Raw genomic sequence first — 21,427 nt, forward strand, 5'->3', positions numbered from 1 at the left:
TTAATTTTTTCTTTCAAGTTCTTTGCTGTTTAAAAATTTAGCGACTACGCTTTTGCTTGTCACATTAGTGTCATTAAATTGGTGCATGTTTATCAAATACTTGTTGTAAATAAGCCGCTTTTGTCGGTAAACCATTTAACCGTAGAACTACATGGAAGAGATTATGTTGAATAAACGTTTATCATTAAGTGCGCTGGCACTTAGCGTGGGCGCAATGGTAAGTGCGCAGGCCAATGCTGAAACTTTACGTTTGCTTACTTGGGGCGGCTATGCACCACAAGAAGTTATCGAAATGTTTGAGAAAGAAACCGGCATTGAAGTAAAAGTAACTAAATCAAACAACGAAGACATGATCTCTAAACTTCGCGCTACTGGCGGCTCGGGTTTTGATTTAGCCCAACCTAGCCAAGATCGAATCACTGGTGTGCAACAGCAGTTTGGCATTTATCAGCCTATTGATTTAGCCCGTATTGAGCAGGCCCAAATAATTACCTCAATGTTAGATGCTACTAAAAAGAATACTGCTGTAGGTGAGCAAGTGTTTGGTGTTCCTCATGTGTGGGGAACCAGCGGCTTGGTAGTAAATGGTGAAATGGCAAAAGATGTGGCCGATTACACCGACCTATGTCAGCAGCGGTACCAGGGTAAAATTTCTTATCGCTTAAAGCGCCCAACCTTAATCGGTTTTGCTTTTGCATTGGGTGAAGATCCGTTTGCTGCTTACGCTGATCCCGTTAAGTACCAAGAAATATTGAACAAAGTTGAAAAGACTCTGGTTGAATGTAAGCCTTTGGTTAAGACTTACTGGTCTGGCGGCGACGAGTTAATGAACTTAATGCGCTCTAATGAAGTAGTTGCCGCTATGGCTTGGGATGCTGGCGGTTGGAAGCTAAATCGCGATCAACAGAATATCCAGTTTGTAGCACCTAAATCTGGAGCTTTGGGTTGGATTGATACTTTTGCCATTCCTAAAAAATCTAAAGCAGTAGATGCTGCGTACAAGTGGATTAACTTTGTTATGCGCCCTGAAGTAGCAGCTAAAATTACCGAAGCTGCAGGTAACTTCACCGCCTCTAAAGGTTCAGATGCTTACGTAAACGAACTGGCGAAGTCGCAGTTTAATGCCAGCTTTAGTAGCGACGACATCGACAACATTAAGTGGTACCCCGCTGTTCCTGCTGGTTTAGAAGCAATGGAAGGCAAAGTACTGGATCGCGTACAAGCGGCCAACTAGTTTTATTGGGGCGCTCGCGCCCCTCTGCTTTATTTGGAAGTACTATGGCGGCAAACGCTAAATATGATCTTGAATGTAAACACCTTTCCAAGCATTTCTCAGAATTTACAGCAGTAGATAAGCTTAATTTCTCGGTTGAGGCTGGCTCATTTTTCTCTATTTTAGGCCCTTCTGGCTGCGGTAAAACCACCTTATTAAGAATGTTGGCTGGCTTTGAATCACCCAGTGAAGGTGAGATTCAGATCCATCAAAAGCGGGTTAACGAGCTAGCGCCAAATAAGCGTCCAGTGAATATGGTTTTTCAGCACTTGGCTCTTTTTCCGAACATGAATGTGTCGGAGAACATTGCTTACGGATTAAAGCGCCGTGGTGTTAAAGCCAACGAGCGACAGCATAAGATTAAAGATGTGTTAGAGCGAGTGGGCTTAGATGGCAGTCAAAACAAGCAAATTACTCAGTTATCGGGCGGGCAAAAACAACGCATTGCGATTGCCCGCAGCTTAGTACTGGAGCCTCGATTACTGCTGCTTGATGAGCCCTTAGGCGCACTAGATTTAAAATTGCGTGAAAAGATGAAAGTTGAGCTAAAGCACTTGCAGCGCGAATTTGGCACAACCTTTATCTACATTACTCACGATCAATCTGAAGCCTTGGTGATGTCAGATAAGGTGGCGGTAATGAACAATGGCCGCTTTGAACAGGTAGCCAGTCCGCAGCAGCTGTATTATCAACCGAATACGGCGTTTGTGGCCAAATTCGTTGGCCAAACCAATGCGCATTCAGCAGTGGTGTGTGAACAACGACAAGGTGTTGCTTTACTTAAAACCGCTCGGGGTCGCCACCTGATCGTAGCGACTACTATTGATCAAGCAGAAAAGTCGGTGGTGGATGTATTTGTGCGGCCAGAAGCCATTGGAATTTGTGAAGCGGGAAGGGAAGTTCAAGCCGATAACCAGTTTGATGTAGAAGTTGAAGAATGCTTGTTTGATGGCGCAAGTTCCACCTTGGTAGTTAAAGATACTCACCATCAAGACAGTTATCGAGTGGCTCCAGGTGCTAGTTTTTCTTTGCAGCACATAGTTCCGGGCAGTAAGTTACGAATATTTTGGGATGCTAAGCAAGCAATCTGTATTAGCCAAGAGGTGAAGGGTGAAAGCTAAAGGGCTTGGGTTTTACTTATTACTGCTTCCTTTTGTGCTGTGGTTTGTTCTGCTTATTGTATTGCCACATTTGCAGATGCTAGAGCTGTCTTTCATCAAACGGGATTATGTGGCAGGGGACAGCGTAGGTTGGTACCAATACCAACAGTTTTTGGGCGAGCCGCTTTATTGGCGAACCTTATTACGTACAGTGTGGATGTCGTTGTTAGCCACTTTTATAACCTTGTTAGTGAGCTTTCCAGTGGCATTTTTCATTGCAAAAGTGGCTCAAGGTAAAATTAAACGTTTGCTGTTGTTAAGTTGCTTACTGCCTTTCTGGGTAAGTGAGTTAGTGCGCACTTACGGTTGGATGATATTGCTACGTGAGTCTGGTGTGATTAGCCAAGGTTTAATGGCTCTGGGTTTAACCGAGCAACCGATTGAATTTTTGTACAACGATGTGAGCATGTTAGTTGGGTTGGTGTATACATCAATGTTGTTCATGGTGGTGCCATTGGTAAGTACTTTAGAAGGCTTAGATCAAAGCTTAATAGAAGCCGGTTACGATTTGGGCGGCAATGGTTGGAACGTTACTACCTCAATAATTGTCCCTTATGCTATGCCCGGCATTGTATCGGGTTGCATCATGGTGTTTATGCTTTGCCTAGGAAACTATTTAACTCCGCGTTTATTAGGTGGAAAAGATAGCCTTTGGTTTACCGAACAGATTTTTACTCAGTTTATTACGCGTTTTAATTGGGAATTAGGCGCTGCCTTTGGGGTGATTTTATTGCTGGTTTCGTCTTTAGTTGTGGCGCTGGGTTTAAAGCTAAGTGGCCAATCATTCAGTCGTACTTTGGGACGCTAGGGGAGCCTTATGTTGCATCAATTACGTGGCCCTGCTAAATCCCTTTATCAGTTCTATATGGTGGGGTTCTTAGTCTTTTTGGCACTGCCATTAAGCATTGTGGCGGTGTTTTCATTTAATGATAGTTTGTTTGCAGCACTACCTTGGCAAGGCTTCACCTTGGATTGGTTTATTGGTCAAACCGAACCTAAACTAGGCATTCTTTACGATGATGGTTTGTTGTCTAGCATTGCGGTGAGTGCTTCGATAGCGTGTTTTGTTACCTTGTTTTCTTTACTGCTTGCCACGGCTAATGCTTGGCTGTTCATTCGTTTTGATTTCCCAGGCAAGAACTGGTTATACATTGGTTTATTGTTGCCTTTAGTGATACCTGGAGTGATTTTAGGGGTGGCAATTTTAGTCGCCAGTAGCAACTTGGCGAACAGCATTGAGAACAGTTTTGCTTGGGAGTTAGAGTGGTTAAGGCCAGGATTTGTTTTGGTGGTGATTGGCCAAGTAGCGTTTATTACTACTATTGCTACCTTGGTGGTGTTAGCGCGCTTACGTAAGTTCGATTTTAGCTTGGAAGAGGCGGCGCTAAATCTAGGGGCTAATTCTTGGGTCGCTTTTGTTACCGTGGTATTGCCGTTTCTTAGCCCTGCATTAATTGGAGCTGCGATGGTTAGCTTTTTAATGTCTTTTGAAAATTTTAATACTACCTTAATGCTGGTGGGCTCCGACGCGCCGCTGACTATTGCTATGTATGACCGTTTACGCGAAGGGTCAACACCAGTGCTCAATGCTGTGTCATTATTATTGATGCTTGGCTCTGCTTTTATTGCTTTGGTATCGATGTTATTTGATGGCAAAAATAAACAGGATTAAGTTCTTAGTGTTTAAAAAATAACAACGTTTTGTTGTGGCTTTTGCACTTAAGTTGACGATAAAAGTTAAAAATTAGCTGCGCTGTTATTGTTTATCGCTATTGCGATTTGAGCGTGATATAACCAACAGCTCACTGTTGTATTAGGGAGTAGTTGGTGAAACACAGCAGTACCCACTCTAAAGCCTTTATTATCTTACTTGCAGGCATGATGTCGTTGGTGGCCTTGTCGGTGGATGCGATGCTACCGGCGCTGGTAGCTATTGCCGAAGATTTCGAACTGGCTAATCCCGCGCATTCCCAATGGACCATCACATCACTGTTTATAGGCCTTTCGATTGGCCAACTTGTTTATGGGCCATGGTCAGATGCGGTTGGCCGAAAACCTCCTATCTATGTTGGTTACCTACTATTTATTGTAGGTAGCATTATCTGTGTATTGTCTAGCTCGTTTGCTTGGCTTATCGCCGGGCGAGTACTGCAAGGTATGGGCGCAGCTGCGCCAAGAATTATTACCATGGCCTTAGTGCGTGACAAGTTAAAAGGCGCTGAAATGGCGCGCATTATGTCTGTGGTGTTTTCGGTATTTATTGTCGTGCCGATTTTGGCCCCCGCGGTGGGCCAAGTTATTTTAGGCTTGGCCCACTGGCGTTGGATCTTCGGCATGTTATTGCTAATGGCTATTGCTACTGGTCTTGGGTTTTGGCGGGGACAAGAAGAAACTTTAACCTTGGATAAACGCCGCCCTCTAACATTACAAAGCTTTGTAGAAGGGCTTAAGTATTTACTGCAAAAGCGCAGTGCGCTGGTTTACACCATTGTATCTGGTTTTATTTTTGGCGCTTTTATGGGTTACTTAAATAGCGCGCCATTATTGTTTATTCAACTCTACAATCAAGCCGACAACTTTGCGCTGCTGTTTGCTTTAGCGGCGATTGCAGTAGGTGTTGCATCGTTAGTGAATGGTCGCTTTGTACTTAAGTTAGGCATGCGCTTAATGATTAAGGCTGCGTTGTGGGGCTTACTTGCCCTTACGAGCGTATTTTGTTTATTACTAATAGCTAGCAGCGGAGTGCCTCCTCTTTGGTGGTTAATGGCTTACTTGATCCCAGCATTTTTCTGCATTGGTATTTTGTTTGGTAATTTAAATTCTTTAGCCATGGAGCCTTTAGGAGCAATTGCTGGAATGGGCTCGGCGTTTGTCGCGAGTATTTCTACACTGGTGGCGATTCCCATTGGTAGCCTTATCGGCCTTAGCTTTAAGCAAACCTGTTATCCAGTGGTTATTGGATTTGGGTTAGTGGCAGCGAGTAGCTTGCTGCTAATCAAGTGCTTCGATAATCCAGATGTTGAAGACAAGCAATTATCGACTTCTTAAAGCATAAAATATCGTTTTTAATCTACATTAAATCAGTGGCTTAAGGAAAAATTGGAGAGTTTTTCTTTAATTCGCTGATTAGTTGTTACGGTTTAGTATTTTAACCAAGCGTTTGAATAACGAATTGGTTTTAAATGTTGAAGTTATGGTTATTTGTGATTCTTAATGCTGCTTGGTGTGGCGCTGGCAGCTGTTTATTATTAGTCTTGATGTTATCACTTTGTTAACCAGAGATTGAACCATGAACACTCACGCAGATTGTTTACTACAGCTAAACCATTTAAGCGGTGCCGCAGTGCACGATTTATCCTCTTCATTTGATAATCTTCCTCATACTAAGCATGCCGATGGGCAATACCGTTTACGTCGCTATTCTGTTGTTCGTATTAATGAAGGAAAAGTGCAAGCTCTGCCAGGACGGAGCTTTGTGCAAAGTGAACAGGTGAATCACTTTCAAGGCGATGTTATTCGTCAGTTTGAGGATATTGAGCAGAGCATTATTGCTTCCAAAGGCATGTATGAAATGTGTGCCCTTTTCTTGGAAGCAAATAGCTTAAGTGAACAGCAAGAGATTGAAATTCATCAAATTAGAATTGCCGCACAGGCTTCCGATACACCAGTTGCCCCTGAAGGAGTGCATCAAGATGGATTTAGTCATATCGCCGTAGTGGGCATTCGCCGTCATAATATTGATGGTGGAGATTTCATGGTGTTTAAAGATAAACATCAAGCACCGATTATGACCTTGGCACTAGACAGTGGCGAGGTGGCCTTACTTGATGACAGTAAACTTTGGCACTATGCAAGGCCCATTCGTGCTCATCGCCCAAGTGAACCGGGCTTTATGGATGTATTTGTATTAACAGCAAAGGATGAAGCATGAGTTTTTCTGTAGAGGCTGCACGCAAGCTGTTTCCTGCCTTAAATGCAAGGGGGGATGAAGAGCCCTTAATTTATCTAGATGGGCCAGGGGGGGCGCAACTGCCCGCTTCGGTGCTGCAAGCCATGAACGATTATTTTATAAAAGGTAATTCTAATCTAGGCGGCGCTTTTGCTAGTAGTAAGCATACCGAACAGGTTGTAGAAAAAGGGAGGCAGCAGGCTAAAACCTTATTGAATGCCGCTAGCGCTAATAACATTGTGTTTGATGCCAATATGACATCCTTAACCTTTAAGTTAAGTAGGGCAATAAGCCGAGACTGGCAAGCTAATGATGAAATACTGGTGACCGCACTTGATCATTATTCCAATGTGTCGAGCTGGCAACACGCAGCTGCCGACAAAGGGGCCTTGGTTCATCAAGTGAGAATTGATCCGACTAACTGTAATTTGGATTATGCGCACCTAGAGTCATTGATAAATACAAATACCCGCCTTATTGCGCTTACTTATGCCTCTAATACCAGCGGTAGCATTGTTGATTTGCAAAGAGTTATCCATAAAGCGAGAAGCGTAGGTGCAATGGTTTATGTGGATGCGGTGCATTATGTGCCGCACCGTTTAGTGGATGTGCAACAACTGGGCTGCGACTTCTTGCTCTGTTCGGCTTACAAGTTTTTTGGCCCTCACCTTGGTATTGCCTATGTGGCCGATCCTTGGTTGGAGCTGCTCAAACCTTATAAAGTTGAGCCAGCAACCAATATCGGTCCAGGTCGTTTTGAAACTGGCACCCAAAGCTTTGCGGCGATTGCAGGCATGAGTGCAGCAGTTGATTACTTGGCTGATTGGAACCCACAGCAAAATAAGCGAGCAGCGTTAACCGCCAGTTTTGAGCAGTTTGCCGCGCATGAACAAGCTTTAAGCGAGCATTTTTTGGAGCGCTTGGCTGCCCATCCGCAAGCCACGCTTTATGGTGAGAGTAGCTTGCAGAGTACCCATATGCGCACTGCAACGTTCTCGTTGCGCTGGCCAAATATTCAGCCGCAGCAAATTGCCGCTATGTTGGGCGAGCATAATATTGCTACGTGGCATGGACATTTTTATGCGCAAGGCATGATGGAGCAATTGGGAATAATGGATAAAGGCGGGGTGCTACGCGTAGGTTGTATGCATTACAACACTCACCAAGAAGTCGACCGCTTGTGGGACCTTTTAGATAGTTACTGTGCCTAGTAACCTTTTTATACGTCTAAGGCTAGGTGAGCAAATAGCTCATCTAGGTCGGTAGCACCTTCAAACTTGATACCCACTGCAATATGGTTATGACCATCTCGGCTTTGGCTTTTAATATTGCCTTCGATTACTGTGTCGTTCTCTGGTTTGCCAGGAATTCGAATGTACACAAACACGCTATCAAGTAACAGTTTGCCATTGCTTTCTGGCCACGCCATCTTGAAGCGGCAACCACCTGCTGATAAATCGAGAATAATGCCGTCAAAGCTTAAATCGTTTTCGATTTGCTGGTCACTTACAGAGGAGCGGTGGGTAACGGTTGCTGGAATGCGCGTACTCGCGCGTTGCTGTTTGCGTAAGCTGAAACGCTCTACTTCAGAAGGGTATTTAACAAACAATAAGTGCTTAGGGGATTTGATGATGTCGGTAATGATGCTGCGAAACGCAATACATTGACCGGCTTCTCCTTCAATGATTGAACGGATCACGCAAGCCATGCCTTCCACTAATACATCACCATGGCCTTGTTGAGCATATTTAGGCACAGCAAAGATAAGAAAGTTAGCGTCATCTAAGCCAATAAGCTTACACTTAACCCGTACATTACCTACTTTTACAAACTGCACGTCTAAAACGTCGCCAAAGCGCAGTTGTCGCATTATATCTACCACTTCTTGGCGCTGGTTAACGCGAGGGCTTGGAGCAGGTGCCAAAATAAACGTCCTTTTTACCGTGTTGGCTTAAAACAAGCGGCTTCCCCAGCCGAGCTTAGTTCTTAAGATCTTAAAGTAATCATAGCTTTTAGGGTGAACCAGACGCAACGGGTGATTCTGTTTGCGAATAATCACTTCATCGCCCGGCATAACGGGCAGCGATACATGGCTATCACAGCTTATGTTCATATGCTCACTATTATCGTGAGATAATTTAAGCTTAATTTCGCTATCGCTGTCTACTACTATGGGGCGTGAGCTTAGGGTATGCGGGAACATTGGCACCAAAGCGATTGCATCTAAATTAGGGGTGAGAATGGGCCCGCCAGCAGATAAAGAATAGGCAGTAGAGCCAGTAGGCGTGGTAACAATTAGGCCGTCGGCGCGCTGGCTAAGCATGAAATGGTCATCAATATACACTTCAAACTCTAGCATTGTGGCCACTTTGTCGAGGTGAAGTACCACTTCGTTCACAGCACTATTGCGGCTTTTTACTGCGTTATGGCGCAGCACTTTGGCTTCTAATAAGCAGCGTTTCTCGGTCATAAACTCACCTTGCAACACTTCCTTTAAAGGATGTTCAAAGTTGAAAGGGTCTAGATCGGTCAAAAAACCAAGGTTGCCGCGATTAACACCTAGCACTGCTATGTCGTAGCGCGACAATACTCGTGCTGCTCCCAACATATTGCCGTCACCACCAACCACAATCGCTAAATCAGCTTGTTCGCCTACTTGGTTAATGCTAACCAGATTAAGCCCATCAATGCTGAGTTGTTGGCCAGTCTGCTCTTCTACCAATACGCTATATGATTGTTCAATCAACCAATGGTAGAGCGCTGTTAAGGTATTATTGGCTCCCTCGTGGTGGGGTTTGCCAATTAAACCAATAGTGTTGAAGGTTTGAGTCATAACTTGTTGATTTAACATTGTGTTGCTAGTGATTATAACGTGTGGTTTTACTACTCATCCAGTTTTATCGTGACTATCACTTGAAAGCGGCGGTTTGATCCCCATAATATGCAACAGATTTAAGTTATTTGTGAAGAATTACGGAGACCCTGCATGAGCAGTGAGCAAAACAAACCACAAGCTGAAGAAGTGGTAGCGGAAAACGAAGTAGAGCAACAGGTTGAAGCGATAGACGCTGAGCTTGAAAGTGAAGTGGAAGAAGAAGCTGCAGAGTCTGCTGGTGAAGAAATTAGCGTAGCCGAGTTACTTGAGCGTTTAGCAAGTGCTGAACAAACGGTGGCTGACCAAAAAGACGGTGTTATTCGCGCGAAAGCAGAAGTAGACAACATTCGCCGCCGCTCTGCTCAAGAAGTAGAGAAAGCACGTAAGTTTGCTTTAGAAAAGTTTGCGAATGAACTGCTACCGGTTATCGACAACATGGAAATGGCTTTGCAACACGCTAACCGCGAAGACGAAGCCTTAACGTCGATGATTGAAGGTGTTGAGTTAACCCTTAAAACCTTGATTGATGCCGTGAAGAAATTTGGTATCGAAGTTGTTTCACCGCAGGATGAAACCTTTGACCCTGAGAAGCACCAAGCGATGGGTATGCAAGAAGTTGAAGGTGTAGCGCCAAACACTGTAGTTGCAGTACTGCAGAAAGGCTACGAATTAAATGGCCGCTTATTGCGTCCAGCAATGGTTATGATTTCTAAAGCTGCCTCGGTAGACACTAGCGCATAGTCATTATTGCTTAGAGAAAAAGGGCCTTATGGCCCTTTTTTTGTGGCTGAATTTTAGCGTGTTTTTGGATCGCGATTTGGCGAATTCTTTGACCTAAGTTGCTTGGCTATGCCATTGTAGAGGTATGAATAAAAATTATTCGTATTGCTCAAAAGGTAAGCATTGCAGCAAATGGAACAGTTAGAGATTTTCGACATCCCCAATCCTTGTCGTGGCATTTGTCAAACAAATAGCCGCGGTTTGTGTATGGGCTGTTTCCGAAATCGCGATGAACGTTTTGCTTGGCAAACCTTAGAGCCTGCTCAGCAGCAGAACATATTACGGCTAACCAAGCAGCGCAGGATGCGTTTTATTCGTATGCAGCGTAAGAAGTTAGCCGAACAACAGCAGCAAAACTCGGTGCAAGATGAACTGCCATTTGGTGAGTAAATGCTGCGCTAAATAGTGGTAGTTATCTATCACATCGGGCAATATATGCCTCTAGTAGTAGGGAAGTGTTGTTAACTAGAGGTCGTATGAGTGATTTAAATCAGCTGATAAGTAATAATCGTAGCTGGGCTAAAAATATAAAAGAACAGAATCCAACCTTCTTCTGTGATTTGTCTGAACAGCAAAACCCTGAATTCTTGTGGATTGGTTGCAGTGACAGCCGAGTACCCGCCAACCAGATTGCTGGATTACCCCCTGGTGAAGTATTTGTTCACCGCAATATTGCTAATGTGGTGGTGCATACCGATCTAAATTGTTTGTCGGTTATTCAATATGCAGTAGATGTACTTAAAGTTAAGCACATTATTGTTACCGGTCACTATGGTTGTGGCGGGGTATTGGCGTCGATGGAAAACGAACAGTTTGGTTTGATTGATAACTGGCTACGCCATCTTAAAGATGTTTACCGTTATCATGAAGCCGAGCTAGATGCTATTGAAGACAAGAAGCAGCGTGCCGACCGTTTATGTGAGTTAAATGTGGTGGAGCAGGTTAAAAACGTATCGCAAACTTCTATCGTGCAAAATGCTTGGAGTAAAGGCCAAGAACTGTCGGTACACGGCTGTATTTATTCTATCCAAAACGGCATCCTAAATAATCTAGATATCTCAATTTCTGGCAACAGTTAAAAACGGCATTTCTAGATACAAAAAAACGCGGCTAAAGCCGCGTTTTTTATTGCCCATATATACCTAGGCTTTTTCGGCCGAGGCCAAGCTAGTATCTGATTCACCGTGAGGAAGATGTACTTCTTCTTCAGATAAACCTGCTTGAGGATTATTGTAAGTCTCTACGTTTAAATCGCCTTCCGATTTAGCTACAGCAACCGTCACCATGCTGTCACCAGTAATGTTTACTGCTGTGCGCACCATATCTAACAAGCGGTCTACGCCAATAATTAGCGCAATGCCTTCTACCGGCAAACCAACTTGTTGCAATACCATTGCTAAGGTAATTAAACCAACACCAGGAACACCTGCGGTACCCACTGACGCAAGCGTTGCAGTAACAATAACCATTAAGAAATTGCCTGCGGTTAGGTCAATGCCATATACCGTTGCAATAAAGATAGTGGCTACACCCTGCATAATTGAGGTGCCGTCCATGTTGATGGTAGCGCCTAAAGGTACGGTGAACGAAGCTGTTGAGTTACGTACGCCTAGCTTATGAGTAGCTGTTTCCATAGTGACTGGAATAGTCGCATTTGAAGAGGCAGTACTAAACGCAAATACGATAGCTTCACGCATTTTCTTAATGAAAATAAGCGGGTTTAAGCCAGTAAGTACTTTTAATAGTGAAGGGTAAATCAACAAGGCATGTAGCAGTAATACAACCAATACCACCATGAAGTAGCTGAGTAGGCTAGCAATCGCGTCAAACCCAATTTCAAAGAACAATTTCGCCAGTAGCGCAAATACGCCGTAAGGGGCTAGGTTCATTAAAATAGTCACTAACTTCATGATCACTACATTGAAGTCTTCAAAGTGCTTACCAATGCGTTTACCGGACTCACCTGAAATCGCGATGGCAATACCAAACAACAATGCAAACACAATGATTTGCAGCATGTTGCCTTGAGCCATAGAAGCAATTGGGTTATCTGGGAACATATCAATGATAACTTGGCTAATGCTTGGCGCTTCTTTAGCAACAAAGGCGGCTTCGGTAGTTAGCTCTATGCCAGTGCCCGGGCGTATTAGTAAGGCAACGGCCATAGCTAAAGAGATAGCAATCGCAGTAGTGGCTAAATAAAGCAGTACTGTTTTACCGCCAAGGCGGCCTAAGCGCGCAGTGTCTTTCATTGAAGAAACACCACACACTAAAGAAACAAATACCAATGGAACCACTAACATCTTCAAGCTTGATACGAAAATCGAGCCAGTGATATTGAGGATGCCGTCAACGATGTAATCTTTGACTAAGATAGACTCAGCAAAAAAGGTTTGTAAGAAAACCCCTAAGCCAATACCGGTAACCATACCGATAAGTATTTTGTGAGTAAGACTCAGTTTTGAATCGTTTTTCATTTCCCTTCTCTCTGTATTTTATGCAGAACTTAACACTGCATATAACCTAAAGTTGCGCGCATAGTATCATAGGTTATAAAAATAGCCATTCATGACACTATAACCTGTGTTTTTGTTGGTTTTATAATCTAAATCGGTGATCGCTTGCTCAATACCTAAGCAATCGTCAAGATTTTGCGAGAATGGGTTTTTAGTGAGTTTTTTTTATTTTTTCCCTTGAAAAGCAATTTGCTGCCCCCACTTAGTTCTCAACAACGAAATATTAGTTACAACTAGAATTTGGAGAACACCATCATGGGTAGAATTATTGGTATCGATTTAGGAACCACTAACTCTTGTGTTGCAGTACTAGACGGCGACACCCCTAAAGTAATTGAAAATGCAGAAGGCGATCGTACTACTCCTTCAATTATTGCATTTACCGAAGACGGCGAGACATTAGTAGGTCAACCTGCTAAACGCCAAGCGGTAACTAACCCTAAGAACACAGTATTCGCTATTAAGCGTTTAATCGGCCGTCGTTTTACCGACGACGAAGTACAACGCGATATCGAAATCATGCCTTTCAACATTGTTAATGCTGACAACGGTGATGCTTGGGTTGAAGCCAAAGGCGAGAAAAAAGCGCCGCCACAAATCTCTGCAGAAGTTTTGAAAAAAATGAAGAAAACTGCAGAAGATTACCTAGGTGAAGCTGTAACAGAAGCGGTAATTACCGTTCCTGCTTACTTTAACGATTCGCAACGTCAAGCAACTAAAGATGCTGGTCGTATTGCTGGCCTAGACGTTAAACGTATCATTAACGAGCCAACTGCTGCAGCATTTGCTTACGGCGTAAACAACGCTAAAGGCGACAACGTAGTAGCCGTTTACGACTTAGGTGGTGGTACTTTCGATATTTCAATCATTGAAATTGACGAAGTAGACGGCGAGAAAACCTTCGAAGTACTAGCAACCAATGGTGATACTCACCTAGGTGGTGAAGACTTTGATAGCCGCTTAATCAACTACTTAGTAGAAGAGTTCAAGAAAGACCAAGGTTTCGACCTTAAGCAAGATCCACTGGCTATGCAGCGCTTGAAAGAAGCAGCAGAAAAAGCCAAGTGTGAGCTATCTTCAGCACAACAAACTGATGTAAATCTACCTTACATTACTGCTGATGCTTCAGGTCCTAAGCACTTAAACATCAAAGTAACTCGCGCTAAGCTTGAGTCTTTGGTTGAGGAGTTAGTTCAACGTTCACTAGAGCCATTACGTATTGCACTGCAAGACGCTGACCTTTCAGTTAGCGACATCAACGATGTAATTCTTGTTGGTGGTCAAACTCGTATGCCGCTAGTACAAAGCGCTGTAACCGAGTTCTTTGGTAAAGAGCCACGTAAAGACGTTAACCCTGATGAAGCAGTTGCTATGGGTGCTGCTATTCAAGGTGCGGTATTGTCTGGCGACAAAACTGACGTACTACTACTAGACGTTACTCCACTATCTCTAGGTATTGAGACAATGGGCGGCGTAATGACTCGCGTTGTAGAAAAGAACACCACCATCCCAACTAAGGGTTCACAGGTATTCTCAACTGCCGACGATAACCAAAGTGCGGTAACCGTTCACGTAATTCAAGGTGAGCGTAAGCGTGCTGCAGATAACAAATCTCTAGGTCAATTCAACCTAGAAGGTATTCGTCCTGCACAGCGTGGCGTACCACAAATTGAAGTAACCTTCGATTTGGATGCTGACGGTATTTTACACGTGTCTGCTAAAGACAAAGATACCGGTAAAGAGCAGAAAATTACCATTCAAGCATCATCTGGTTTGTCAGATGACGAAATCAACAAGATGGTAAACGAAGCTGAAGCAAACGCTGAAGAAGACAAAAAGTTTGAAGAATTAGTTCAGGCTAAAAACCAAGCTGATGCACTTGTACACGGTACCCGTAAGCAAGTTGAAGAAGCTGGTGAAGCACTTCCTGCTGAAGATAAAGAGAAAATCGAAGCTGCAGTTAGCGAGTTAGAAACCGCTAGCAAAGGCGAAGATAAAGCAGAGATTGAAGCGAAAACTCAAGCGCTAATCGAAGCTTCTCAAAAACTAATGGAAGTGGCTCAACAACAAGCCCAAGCAAATGCTGGCGAAGCTGATGCAGAGCAAGCTGCTCCTGCACAAGACGACGTTGTTGACGCTGAGTTTGAAGAAGTGAAAGACGACAAAAAATAATTTGTCTTAAACACTTTTAGTAAGTAAATAACGGGCGTTGTGTGAACAACGCCCGTGTGTCTATCAAAAGCCATTACTTTCAACTGGTTTAGTTGCGAGAAAGTAGAACACCCATTATGTCAAAACGCGATTATTACGAAGTTCTTGGTCTAGGCAAAGATGCCGGTGAGCGAGAAATTAAAAAAGCCTACAAACGTTTGGCGATGAAATTTCACCCAGACCGTACCAAGGGCGATAAAGCTTCTGAAGAGAAATTTAAAGAAGTGAAAGAAGCCTACGAAGTGCTCAACAATCCTCAGAAGAAAGAGGCTTACGATCATTATGGCCATGCTGGGGTTGATCCAAACCGTGGCGCTGGTGGTTTTGGTGGCGGACACGGCGACTTTGGCGATGCGTTTGGCGATATCTTTGGTGATATTTTTGGTGGTGGACGCGGTGGCGGCGGTGGTCGTCGTCAGCCTCAACGTGGCTCCGATCTTCGCTACAACTTAGAGTTGAGCTTAGAGCAAGCTGTTAAAGGCGTTAAAAAAGAAATTCGGGTACCTACTTTAGTACATTGTGAGCAGTGTAATGGTAGCGGCGCCAAGAAAGGCTCTACGCCTAAAACCTGTGGCACCTGTCATGGCCAAGGCCAAGTACAAATGCGCCAAGGCTTTTTTGCTGTGCAACAAGCCTGTCCTACCTGTAAAGGGAAGGGAACAATTATTTCAGACCCTTGCCATAAGTGTCATGGCGAAGGTCGCTACGAGCGCTCTAAAACTTTATCAGTTAGTATTCCTGCTGGCGTTGATACTGGTGACCGCGTTCGTTTATCGGGTGAAGGTGAAGCTGGCGAGAGCGGCGCTCCAGCCGGTGACTTATATGTACAAGTACATGTTAAAGAACACCCAATCTTCCAACGTGAAGAAAATAATCTTTACTGCGAAGTGCCAATTAGCTTCACTTTAGCTGCTTTAGGTGGCGAGATTGAAGTACCTACTTTAGATGGCAGAGTTAATCTCAAGGTGCCAAACGAAACGCAAACCGGCCGTATGTTCAGAATGCGTGGCAAAGGGGTTAAGTCGGTACGTGGTGGCCCAATTGGCGATTTGATTTGCAAAGTTATCGTTGAAACTCCGGTTAAACTTAATGAAACGCAAAAGCAGCTGCTTAAAGACTTTGAAGAAAGTTGTGGTGGCTCTGCTAGCAGTACACATAAGCCTAAAGCCGAAGGTTTCTTCGACGGGGTTAAAAAGTTTTTTGATGACTTAACCAGTTAAGCAAAAACACTTGAGAAAAGGCGGCTATTAAGCCGCTTTTTTTATATCCGTTTAGCGCTACTTATGACATCAGTAAGGGCGTTCCAAGGGAGGCCTCGACTATGATATTATTTGTTAAAAATCATTAGGTAGCATGATGATAAGTCTTGTTTTAGGTGGAATTAGAAGCGGTAAAAGTCGCTGGGCTGAGCAGCAGTTTCAAAACAAGGCTAGCTTAAAGCCTATGTATATCGCAACCGCCATGGCTAGCGATGAGGAGATGGAGCAACGGATCGCTCATCATCAAACCTTGCGGAACGATTCTTTTGATACTCACGAATTTGATTTTTCTAAAGAGCAGCTCAGCGAAGTTTTGCTGTCGTACACTGCCCAAAAGCGGCCGATATTGCTGGAGTGTATGTCTACTTGGCTGGGATGGTGGTTATGTACCAATAAACCCTTCGATCAGCAGCTACTCGATATTCAACAGCAGTCTAGCGCTCTATTGGCGAGCCTAAATGCGCTTAATGGTGACTTAGTTATCGTTAGTAACGAGGTTGGTTTAGGTTTGGTCTCTGACAACGCCATGGGCCGCAGGTTTGCCGACGAACTTGGGCGATTAAACCAAGCCTTAGCGGCAAAAGCCGACAAAGTTGTATTTATTAGTGCTGGCTTACCGCTAGTATTAAAGGAGTCGTAGTCTTTAAGGCTGCAAAGATATGGAAGTGCATTAATGAATAAAGTATTGAAAACCGCAGTTATAGCCAGCTCAATCATTGCATTGCTTAGTTGCTCTGCTTCTCCTACTGGGCGCAAGCGGGTATTGCTTTATGATGATTCAAAAATGAGTGCCTTAGGCGCTCAGTCTTTTGAAGAAATCAAAAAACAAGAAAAGATATATACCGACAAAGCCACTAATGATTATGTTGCTTGTGTTTCAAACGCGGTTACTGCAGAAATCCCTGGTCACTACGGTGATGAAGAGTGGGAAGTGGTGGTATTTGATTCAGAACAAGTGAATGCCTTTGCCTTGCCTGGCGCCCATGTTGGCGTATATACCGGTTTAATTAAAGTGGCCGAGACCCCTGATCAATTAGCCACGGTAATTGGTCATGAGATAGCCCACGTATTAGCCGAACACAGTAATGAACGTTTATCGCAAAACCAAATAGCGGGAATTGGCACCGCTGTAGCGGCTGTTGCCATTGGCGTAAGTGATGATGTTAAGCATAAAGGTGCTGCCATGGCTGCCCTTGGTTTAGGCGTGCAATATGGCGTGTTATTGCCCTATGGTCGAGCCCAAGAAAGTGAAGCAGATTTGATGGGCTTAGATTTAATGGCTAGCGCGGGCTTTGACCCTCGTGCCAGTGTTTTCCTTTGGCAAAACATGGCAAAAGCAGGTGGTGGTTCAGTACCTGAGTTTTTATCAACTCACCCATCTAGCCAAACCCGTATTGCTGATTTAGAAGATCGGATGTCTCGTGCTATTCAGTTAGAAAAACAGGCGATTGCTCAAGGTAAAATGCCTAAATGCGTTCGCCCAGCAAGTTTTGATGCTAAAGAGACCTCTAAAGAGTCCGATGTCGATAAAACTAGCTAGCCTTAGCGATGCCAAAGACATCTGCCGGGTTCAGCGTCGAAGCTGGCAGCATGTCTATCCCCCGCAACTCATTTCCAATATGTTCCAAGCCTTGCCATTTGAATTGCATCAGCAACTGTGGACGCAGCGTCTTAGTTGTGAAGAAAACCAAATCTGGGTATTAAAGCATAATGGCATACAGGGTTTTTTAATGCTGGAAAAGCAAGCGTCTGAGGTTGAATTAGCCGCCCTATATTTACTACCGGAGGCGATTGGCAAAGGTTGGGGCAGAGCCTTGTTGAAACAAGCTTGCCAGAGCGTTGCGCTGAAGGACGTATATTGTTGGGTGATGCAAGATAACCAGCACGCAGAGGGCTTTTATCGCCACATGGGATTTAAATTTACCGCTGAGCAACGCCAGGTGGAATTTTCCGGTAGTTACTTTGTTCAAAAAAAGGCGTATTTAGCCGCAGACCAACGGTTTTTCTAGTGACTTTGTGATAACATTTTGGCTCTTTTTAACGATCAGAATTAAGAGTTCAAATGAGCGATAAATATCAAGGCGCAGCAGCGCAAGCAAGTTACGGCTACGGCCTTCAAATTGGTGAGCAAATTGAGCGTGCAGCATTCGACGGCTTAGAAGTGAATGCAATGCTTGACGGTATTCGTGACGTAATGCAAGGTGCGCAACCACAGCTTGACGAAGCAGTTATTGGTGCGGCTTTCCAAGAAATTACTAAAGACATTGAAGCTAAAAAAGCTGAGCAACACAAAGAAGCAATGGCTGAAGGCGAAAACTTCTTAGCTGATAACGGCCAGCGCCCAGAAATCAATAAAACTGAATCTGGTCTTCAATACGAAGTATTGGTTGAAGGTGAAGGCGAATCGCCAAGTGCTAGCAGCAAAGTACAAGTTCACTATGAAGGTACTTTAATTTCTGGTGAAGTATTCGATAGCTCTGTACAACGTGGTCAACCTGCAGAATTCCCAGTAAATGGTGTAATTAAAGGTTGGACTGAAGCGCTACAGCGCATGAAAGTAGGTGACAAGTGGAAGCTATACATTCCTCAAGAGCTTGCTTATGGTTCTCAAGGTGCGGGTGCGGCAATCCCTCCTTTTGCAGCCCTAGTATTTGAAGTTGAATTGCTAGCTATCCTTGGCTAATCGCAATCTCAATTATATAAAGCCGGCTTTATGCCGGTTTTTTTATGCGCCAAAGTTGTGCGCGCCTGTTCTAAGTTAGTGAATTTTATGAAAAAATGTGAATACTCCTTTAGAGGTAATAGTGTTTGTAAGTTAATGATTTCTAGTGTTAAAAAAATGTGATCTAGATCTTGGCACATCCTTAGCTACTCCCTAAGTGTTATCACAAATTAGTTACTTCCAAATGGGTATTAGGAGCAGGGAATGCAGAAATCAGCACCATTAAGCTTACAAAAAATCATTAAGACGACCATCGCCGCTGCAGTGGTTTCAGCCAGTTTTGTTGGCTTCAGTCACGCAGAAGTGGGAGAGCCAGAAAAGGAAGACCTTAAGTTTGGTTTTATTAAACTTACCGACATGGCACCACTTGCAGTGGCGTATGAAAAAGGCTATTTCGAAGACGAAGGGTTGTATGTTCAGTTAGAAGCACAAGCTAACTGGAAAGTATTACTAGACCGCGTAATTACCGGTGAGCTAGATGGCGCCCACATGTTGGCTGGCCAACCTTTAGGTGCCACTATTGGCTTTGGTACTAAAGCTGACATTATCACCGCCTTTAGCATGGACTTAAACGGTAACGCGATTACCGTATCTAACGACATTTGGGCGCAAATGAAGCCGCATGTTCCGCATAAAGATGGCAAGCCAGTTCACCCAATTAAAGCCGATGCGCTTAAACCTGTAGTTGATAGTTACATCGACCAAGGTAAGCCATTTAACATGGGCATGGTATTCCCAGTATCTACTCACAACTATGAGTTACGTTACTGGTTAGCCGCTGGCGGTATTCACCCTGGTTACTACGCGCCGCACAAAGGTGATACCTCAGGAAAAATTGATGCCGATGCATTGTTATCGGTAACCCCACCACCGCAAATGCCATCAACCATGGAAGCGGGCACTATCTACGGTTACTGTGTGGGTGAACCATGGAACCAACAGGCTGTATTTAAAGGCATTGGTGTACCGGTTGTTACCGATTACGAGATTTGGAAAAATAACCCAGAGAAAGTATTTGGGGTGAGCCAAGGTTGGGCTGACGAATACCCTAATACTCACATTCGCGTAGTGAAAGCGATGATTCGCGCTGCTAAATGGCTAGATGAAGAGAACAACAAAAACCGCCCAGAAGCAGTGAAAATCTTGTCTAAAAGCCAATATGTGGGTGCCGATTACGACGTTATTGCTAACAGCATGACCGGTACTTTTGAGTACGAAAAAGGTGACAAGCGCGAAGTGCCAGACTTTAACGTATTCTTCCGTTATAACGCGACTTACCCTTACTACAGCGATGCAATTTGGTACCTAACGCAGATGCGACGTTGGGGACAGATTTCAGATAACAAACCAGATTCTTGGTACATGGATATTGCCAAAAAGGTTTATCGCCCAGACATCTACGCAACAGCAGCAAAAGAGCTGATTGCTGATGGTGTAATTGATGCCTCTGAGTTTCCTAACTTTGAAACAGAGAGTGGCTTTAAACCGCCGCAAACTCACTTTATCGACAACATTGTATATGACGGCTCTAAACCAAATGCTTACTTAGACAAGTTCGACATTGGTTTGAAAAAAGACGACAAGATCTAAGCCAAGTAAATATTGAGAGCGGCCGGGCCTAGTGCCCGGCATCGAGATTCGCAAAAGGAGTTGTAGTGATGAAAGATAAATTAATTCACTCTCTAGAAACAGTGGGTTTGGGCCCTGTAGTACCTATGGTTCGTTTAGCCAGCGGTGAAAACCCAAAGCAGCAATTAAGTGAAATTTTTGAGCGTATTGGCTTGCCTATACTGGCGATTGCCTTGTTCTTGCTGCTTTGGAGTGTATCGGCGGCAAAAGTGCAAACTAGCCTAGGAACCTTGCCTGGCCCAGCACAAGTTTGGCAGCAGTACCAAGGCTTAGTGGTGGAGCATAAAGAGGAGCGTGCAAAAGAAGTCGCCTTTTATGAACGTCAAGAAGTACGTAATGCGAAAAAACTAGCCAAGAACCCTGATGCTAAAATAAAAGTTCGTCCCTATACCGGCAAAGAGACCTTTTTTGACCAAATTCTTACCAGCTTATACACGGTATTTACTGGCTTTATACTCGCCAGCTTAATTGCAATCCCTATTGGTGTTGCTTGTGGCTTAAATAAGAAGCTGTATGGCGCGGTCAGCCCAATAATTCAGATTCTCAAACCGGTCTCACCATTAGCATGGTTACCTATTGTTACCATGGTGGTGAGTGCGGTTTATGTAAGCAGCGACCCAATGTTTTCTAAGTCATTCGTGACTTCGGCCATTACAGTAACCTTATGTTCGCTATGGCCAACACTAATTAACACCGCGACTGGCGTTGCATCTATTGATAAAGACTGGTTAAACGTTGGGCGAGTGATTCAGTTACATTGGTCTAAGCAAGTGACCAAAATCGCCATTCCAGCTTCTCTGCCGATGATATTCACTGGCTTGCGTATTTCACTCGGCATCGGCTGGATGGTACTTATTGCTGCAGAAATGCTGGCGCAAAACCCTGGTCTAGGTAAATTTGTGTGGGATGAATTCCAAAACGGTAGCTCTAACTCACTAGGCCGTATTATGGTGGCCGTTGTGGTAATTGGTTTAATTGGTTATGTACTTGATTGGTTAATGGTAAGTCTGCAAAAAATCATCTCTCACTCAAGCCCAGAAAACGCCCGATAGG

21 protein-coding genes are annotated in these 21,427 nt (G+C 44.1%); 18 read left to right on the top strand and 3 right to left on the bottom strand.

Going from position 1 to position 21,427, the window contains the following annotated elements:
* Positions 1-163: 163 nt before the first annotated feature.
* The 7 genes from K5609_RS05985 to K5609_RS06015 all read left to right on the top strand — a co-directional run bounded on the left by K5609_RS05985 (position 164) and on the right by K5609_RS06015 (position 7,593).
* Positions 164-1,234, top strand: a complete 1,071-nt coding sequence (locus K5609_RS05985; RefSeq protein WP_221076391.1) for an extracellular solute-binding protein — start codon at positions 164-166, stop codon at positions 1,232-1,234.
* A gap of 44 nt (positions 1,235-1,278) precedes the next feature.
* Entirely contained in the window at positions 1,279-2,394 is a 1,116-nt protein-coding gene (locus K5609_RS05990) for an ABC transporter ATP-binding protein (protein ID WP_221076392.1), read from the top strand.
* Positions 2,384-3,241: an ABC transporter permease gene (locus K5609_RS05995; protein WP_221076393.1), complete on the top strand. Its 858-nt coding sequence runs from the start codon at positions 2,384-2,386 to the stop codon at positions 3,239-3,241. Before K5609_RS05990 ends, K5609_RS05995 begins: the two co-directional genes overlap by 11 nt.
* Before the next feature lie 9 nt (positions 3,242-3,250).
* On the top strand, positions 3,251-4,105 hold the full coding sequence (locus tag K5609_RS06000) for an ABC transporter permease (protein ID WP_221076394.1): 855 nt from the start codon (positions 3,251-3,253) through the stop codon (positions 4,103-4,105).
* A 155-nt stretch (positions 4,106-4,260) separates the two neighbouring features.
* A complete protein-coding gene (locus K5609_RS06005) occupies positions 4,261-5,481 on the top strand; it encodes a multidrug effflux MFS transporter (protein WP_221076395.1) in 1,221 nt (406 codons plus the stop codon).
* 241 nt (positions 5,482-5,722) lie between these two features.
* A complete protein-coding gene (locus tag K5609_RS06010; protein ID WP_016402407.1) occupies positions 5,723-6,364 on the top strand; it encodes a 2OG-Fe dioxygenase family protein in 642 nt (213 codons plus the stop codon).
* A complete protein-coding gene (locus K5609_RS06015; RefSeq protein ID WP_221076396.1) occupies positions 6,361-7,593 on the top strand; it encodes a cysteine desulfurase-like protein in 1,233 nt (410 codons plus the stop codon). Before K5609_RS06010 ends, K5609_RS06015 begins: the two co-directional genes overlap by 4 nt.
* An 8-nt stretch (positions 7,594-7,601) precedes the next feature.
* Here K5609_RS06015 and K5609_RS06020 read toward each other — a convergent pair whose 3' ends face one another.
* Together K5609_RS06020 and nadK are read right to left on the bottom strand one after the other, a co-directional pair.
* Entirely contained in the window at positions 7,602-8,306 is a 705-nt protein-coding gene (locus tag K5609_RS06020) for a flagellar brake domain-containing protein (protein ID WP_221076397.1), read from the bottom strand.
* 27 nt (positions 8,307-8,333) lie between these two features.
* On the bottom strand, positions 8,334-9,215 hold the full coding sequence (gene nadK / locus K5609_RS06025; RefSeq protein WP_221077210.1) for an NAD(+) kinase: 882 nt from the start codon (positions 9,213-9,215) through the stop codon (positions 8,334-8,336).
* Positions 9,216-9,368: 153 nt separating this feature from the next.
* Between nadK and grpE the strand changes: the two genes are divergently transcribed.
* The 3 genes from grpE to can all read left to right on the top strand — a co-directional run bounded on the left by grpE (position 9,369) and on the right by can (position 11,116).
* Positions 9,369-9,998 (top strand): nucleotide exchange factor GrpE, encoded by a 630-nt coding sequence (gene grpE / locus K5609_RS06030; RefSeq protein ID WP_221076398.1) that lies wholly within the window; start codon positions 9,369-9,371, stop codon positions 9,996-9,998.
* 171 nt (positions 9,999-10,169) lie between these two features.
* Positions 10,170-10,427 (top strand): DUF1289 domain-containing protein, encoded by a 258-nt coding sequence (locus K5609_RS06035; RefSeq protein ID WP_016402402.1) that lies wholly within the window; start codon positions 10,170-10,172, stop codon positions 10,425-10,427.
* A gap of 86 nt (positions 10,428-10,513) precedes the next feature.
* Positions 10,514-11,116, top strand: coding sequence for a carbonate dehydratase (can, locus tag K5609_RS06040; protein ID WP_221076399.1), 603 nt, complete (start codon positions 10,514-10,516; stop codon positions 11,114-11,116).
* Between the two features lie 63 nt (positions 11,117-11,179).
* Here the strand turns inward: can and K5609_RS06045 are convergent, their stop codons facing one another.
* The gene (locus K5609_RS06045; RefSeq protein WP_221076400.1) at positions 11,180-12,514 is read right to left on the bottom strand and encodes a dicarboxylate/amino acid:cation symporter; all 1,335 of its coding nucleotides are present in this window, start codon (positions 12,512-12,514) and stop codon (positions 11,180-11,182) included.
* Positions 12,515-12,808: 294 nt separating this feature from the next.
* Here K5609_RS06045 and dnaK point away from each other — a divergent pair, with 294 nt between their 5' ends.
* The 8 genes from dnaK (at position 12,809) to K5609_RS06085 (ending at position 21,426) form a co-directional block, all read left to right on the top strand.
* A complete protein-coding gene (gene dnaK, locus K5609_RS06050) occupies positions 12,809-14,725 on the top strand; it encodes a molecular chaperone DnaK (protein ID WP_221076401.1) in 1,917 nt (638 codons plus the stop codon).
* A 116-nt stretch (positions 14,726-14,841) separates the two neighbouring features.
* On the top strand, positions 14,842-15,984 hold the full coding sequence (dnaJ, locus tag K5609_RS06055) for a molecular chaperone DnaJ (protein ID WP_221076402.1): 1,143 nt from the start codon (positions 14,842-14,844) through the stop codon (positions 15,982-15,984).
* A 133-nt stretch (positions 15,985-16,117) separates the two neighbouring features.
* On the top strand, positions 16,118-16,663 hold the full coding sequence (gene cobU, locus K5609_RS06060) for a bifunctional adenosylcobinamide kinase/adenosylcobinamide-phosphate guanylyltransferase (RefSeq protein WP_221076403.1): 546 nt from the start codon (positions 16,118-16,120) through the stop codon (positions 16,661-16,663).
* Positions 16,664-16,696: 33 nt separating this feature from the next.
* A complete protein-coding gene (locus K5609_RS06065; RefSeq protein WP_221076404.1) occupies positions 16,697-17,563 on the top strand; it encodes a M48 family metallopeptidase in 867 nt (288 codons plus the stop codon).
* A complete protein-coding gene (locus tag K5609_RS06070; protein ID WP_221076405.1) occupies positions 17,544-18,032 on the top strand; it encodes a GNAT family N-acetyltransferase in 489 nt (162 codons plus the stop codon). Before K5609_RS06065 ends, K5609_RS06070 begins: the two co-directional genes overlap by 20 nt.
* 53 nt (positions 18,033-18,085) lie before the next feature.
* The gene (bamJ, locus tag K5609_RS06075; RefSeq protein WP_163132288.1) at positions 18,086-18,706 is read left to right on the top strand and encodes a BamJ family beta-barrel-assembly machinery protein; all 621 of its coding nucleotides are present in this window, start codon (positions 18,086-18,088) and stop codon (positions 18,704-18,706) included.
* Between the two features lie 243 nt (positions 18,707-18,949).
* The gene (locus tag K5609_RS06080; protein ID WP_221076406.1) at positions 18,950-20,335 is read left to right on the top strand and encodes a CmpA/NrtA family ABC transporter substrate-binding protein; all 1,386 of its coding nucleotides are present in this window, start codon (positions 18,950-18,952) and stop codon (positions 20,333-20,335) included.
* A gap of 68 nt (positions 20,336-20,403) precedes the next feature.
* A complete protein-coding gene (locus K5609_RS06085; protein WP_221076407.1) occupies positions 20,404-21,426 on the top strand; it encodes an ABC transporter permease subunit in 1,023 nt (340 codons plus the stop codon).
* Position 21,427 lies beyond the last annotated feature (1 nt).

Source organism: Agarivorans aestuarii (assembly GCF_019670125.1).
GTDB classification, from domain to species: Bacteria; Pseudomonadota; Gammaproteobacteria; order Enterobacterales; family Celerinatantimonadaceae; genus Agarivorans; species Agarivorans aestuarii.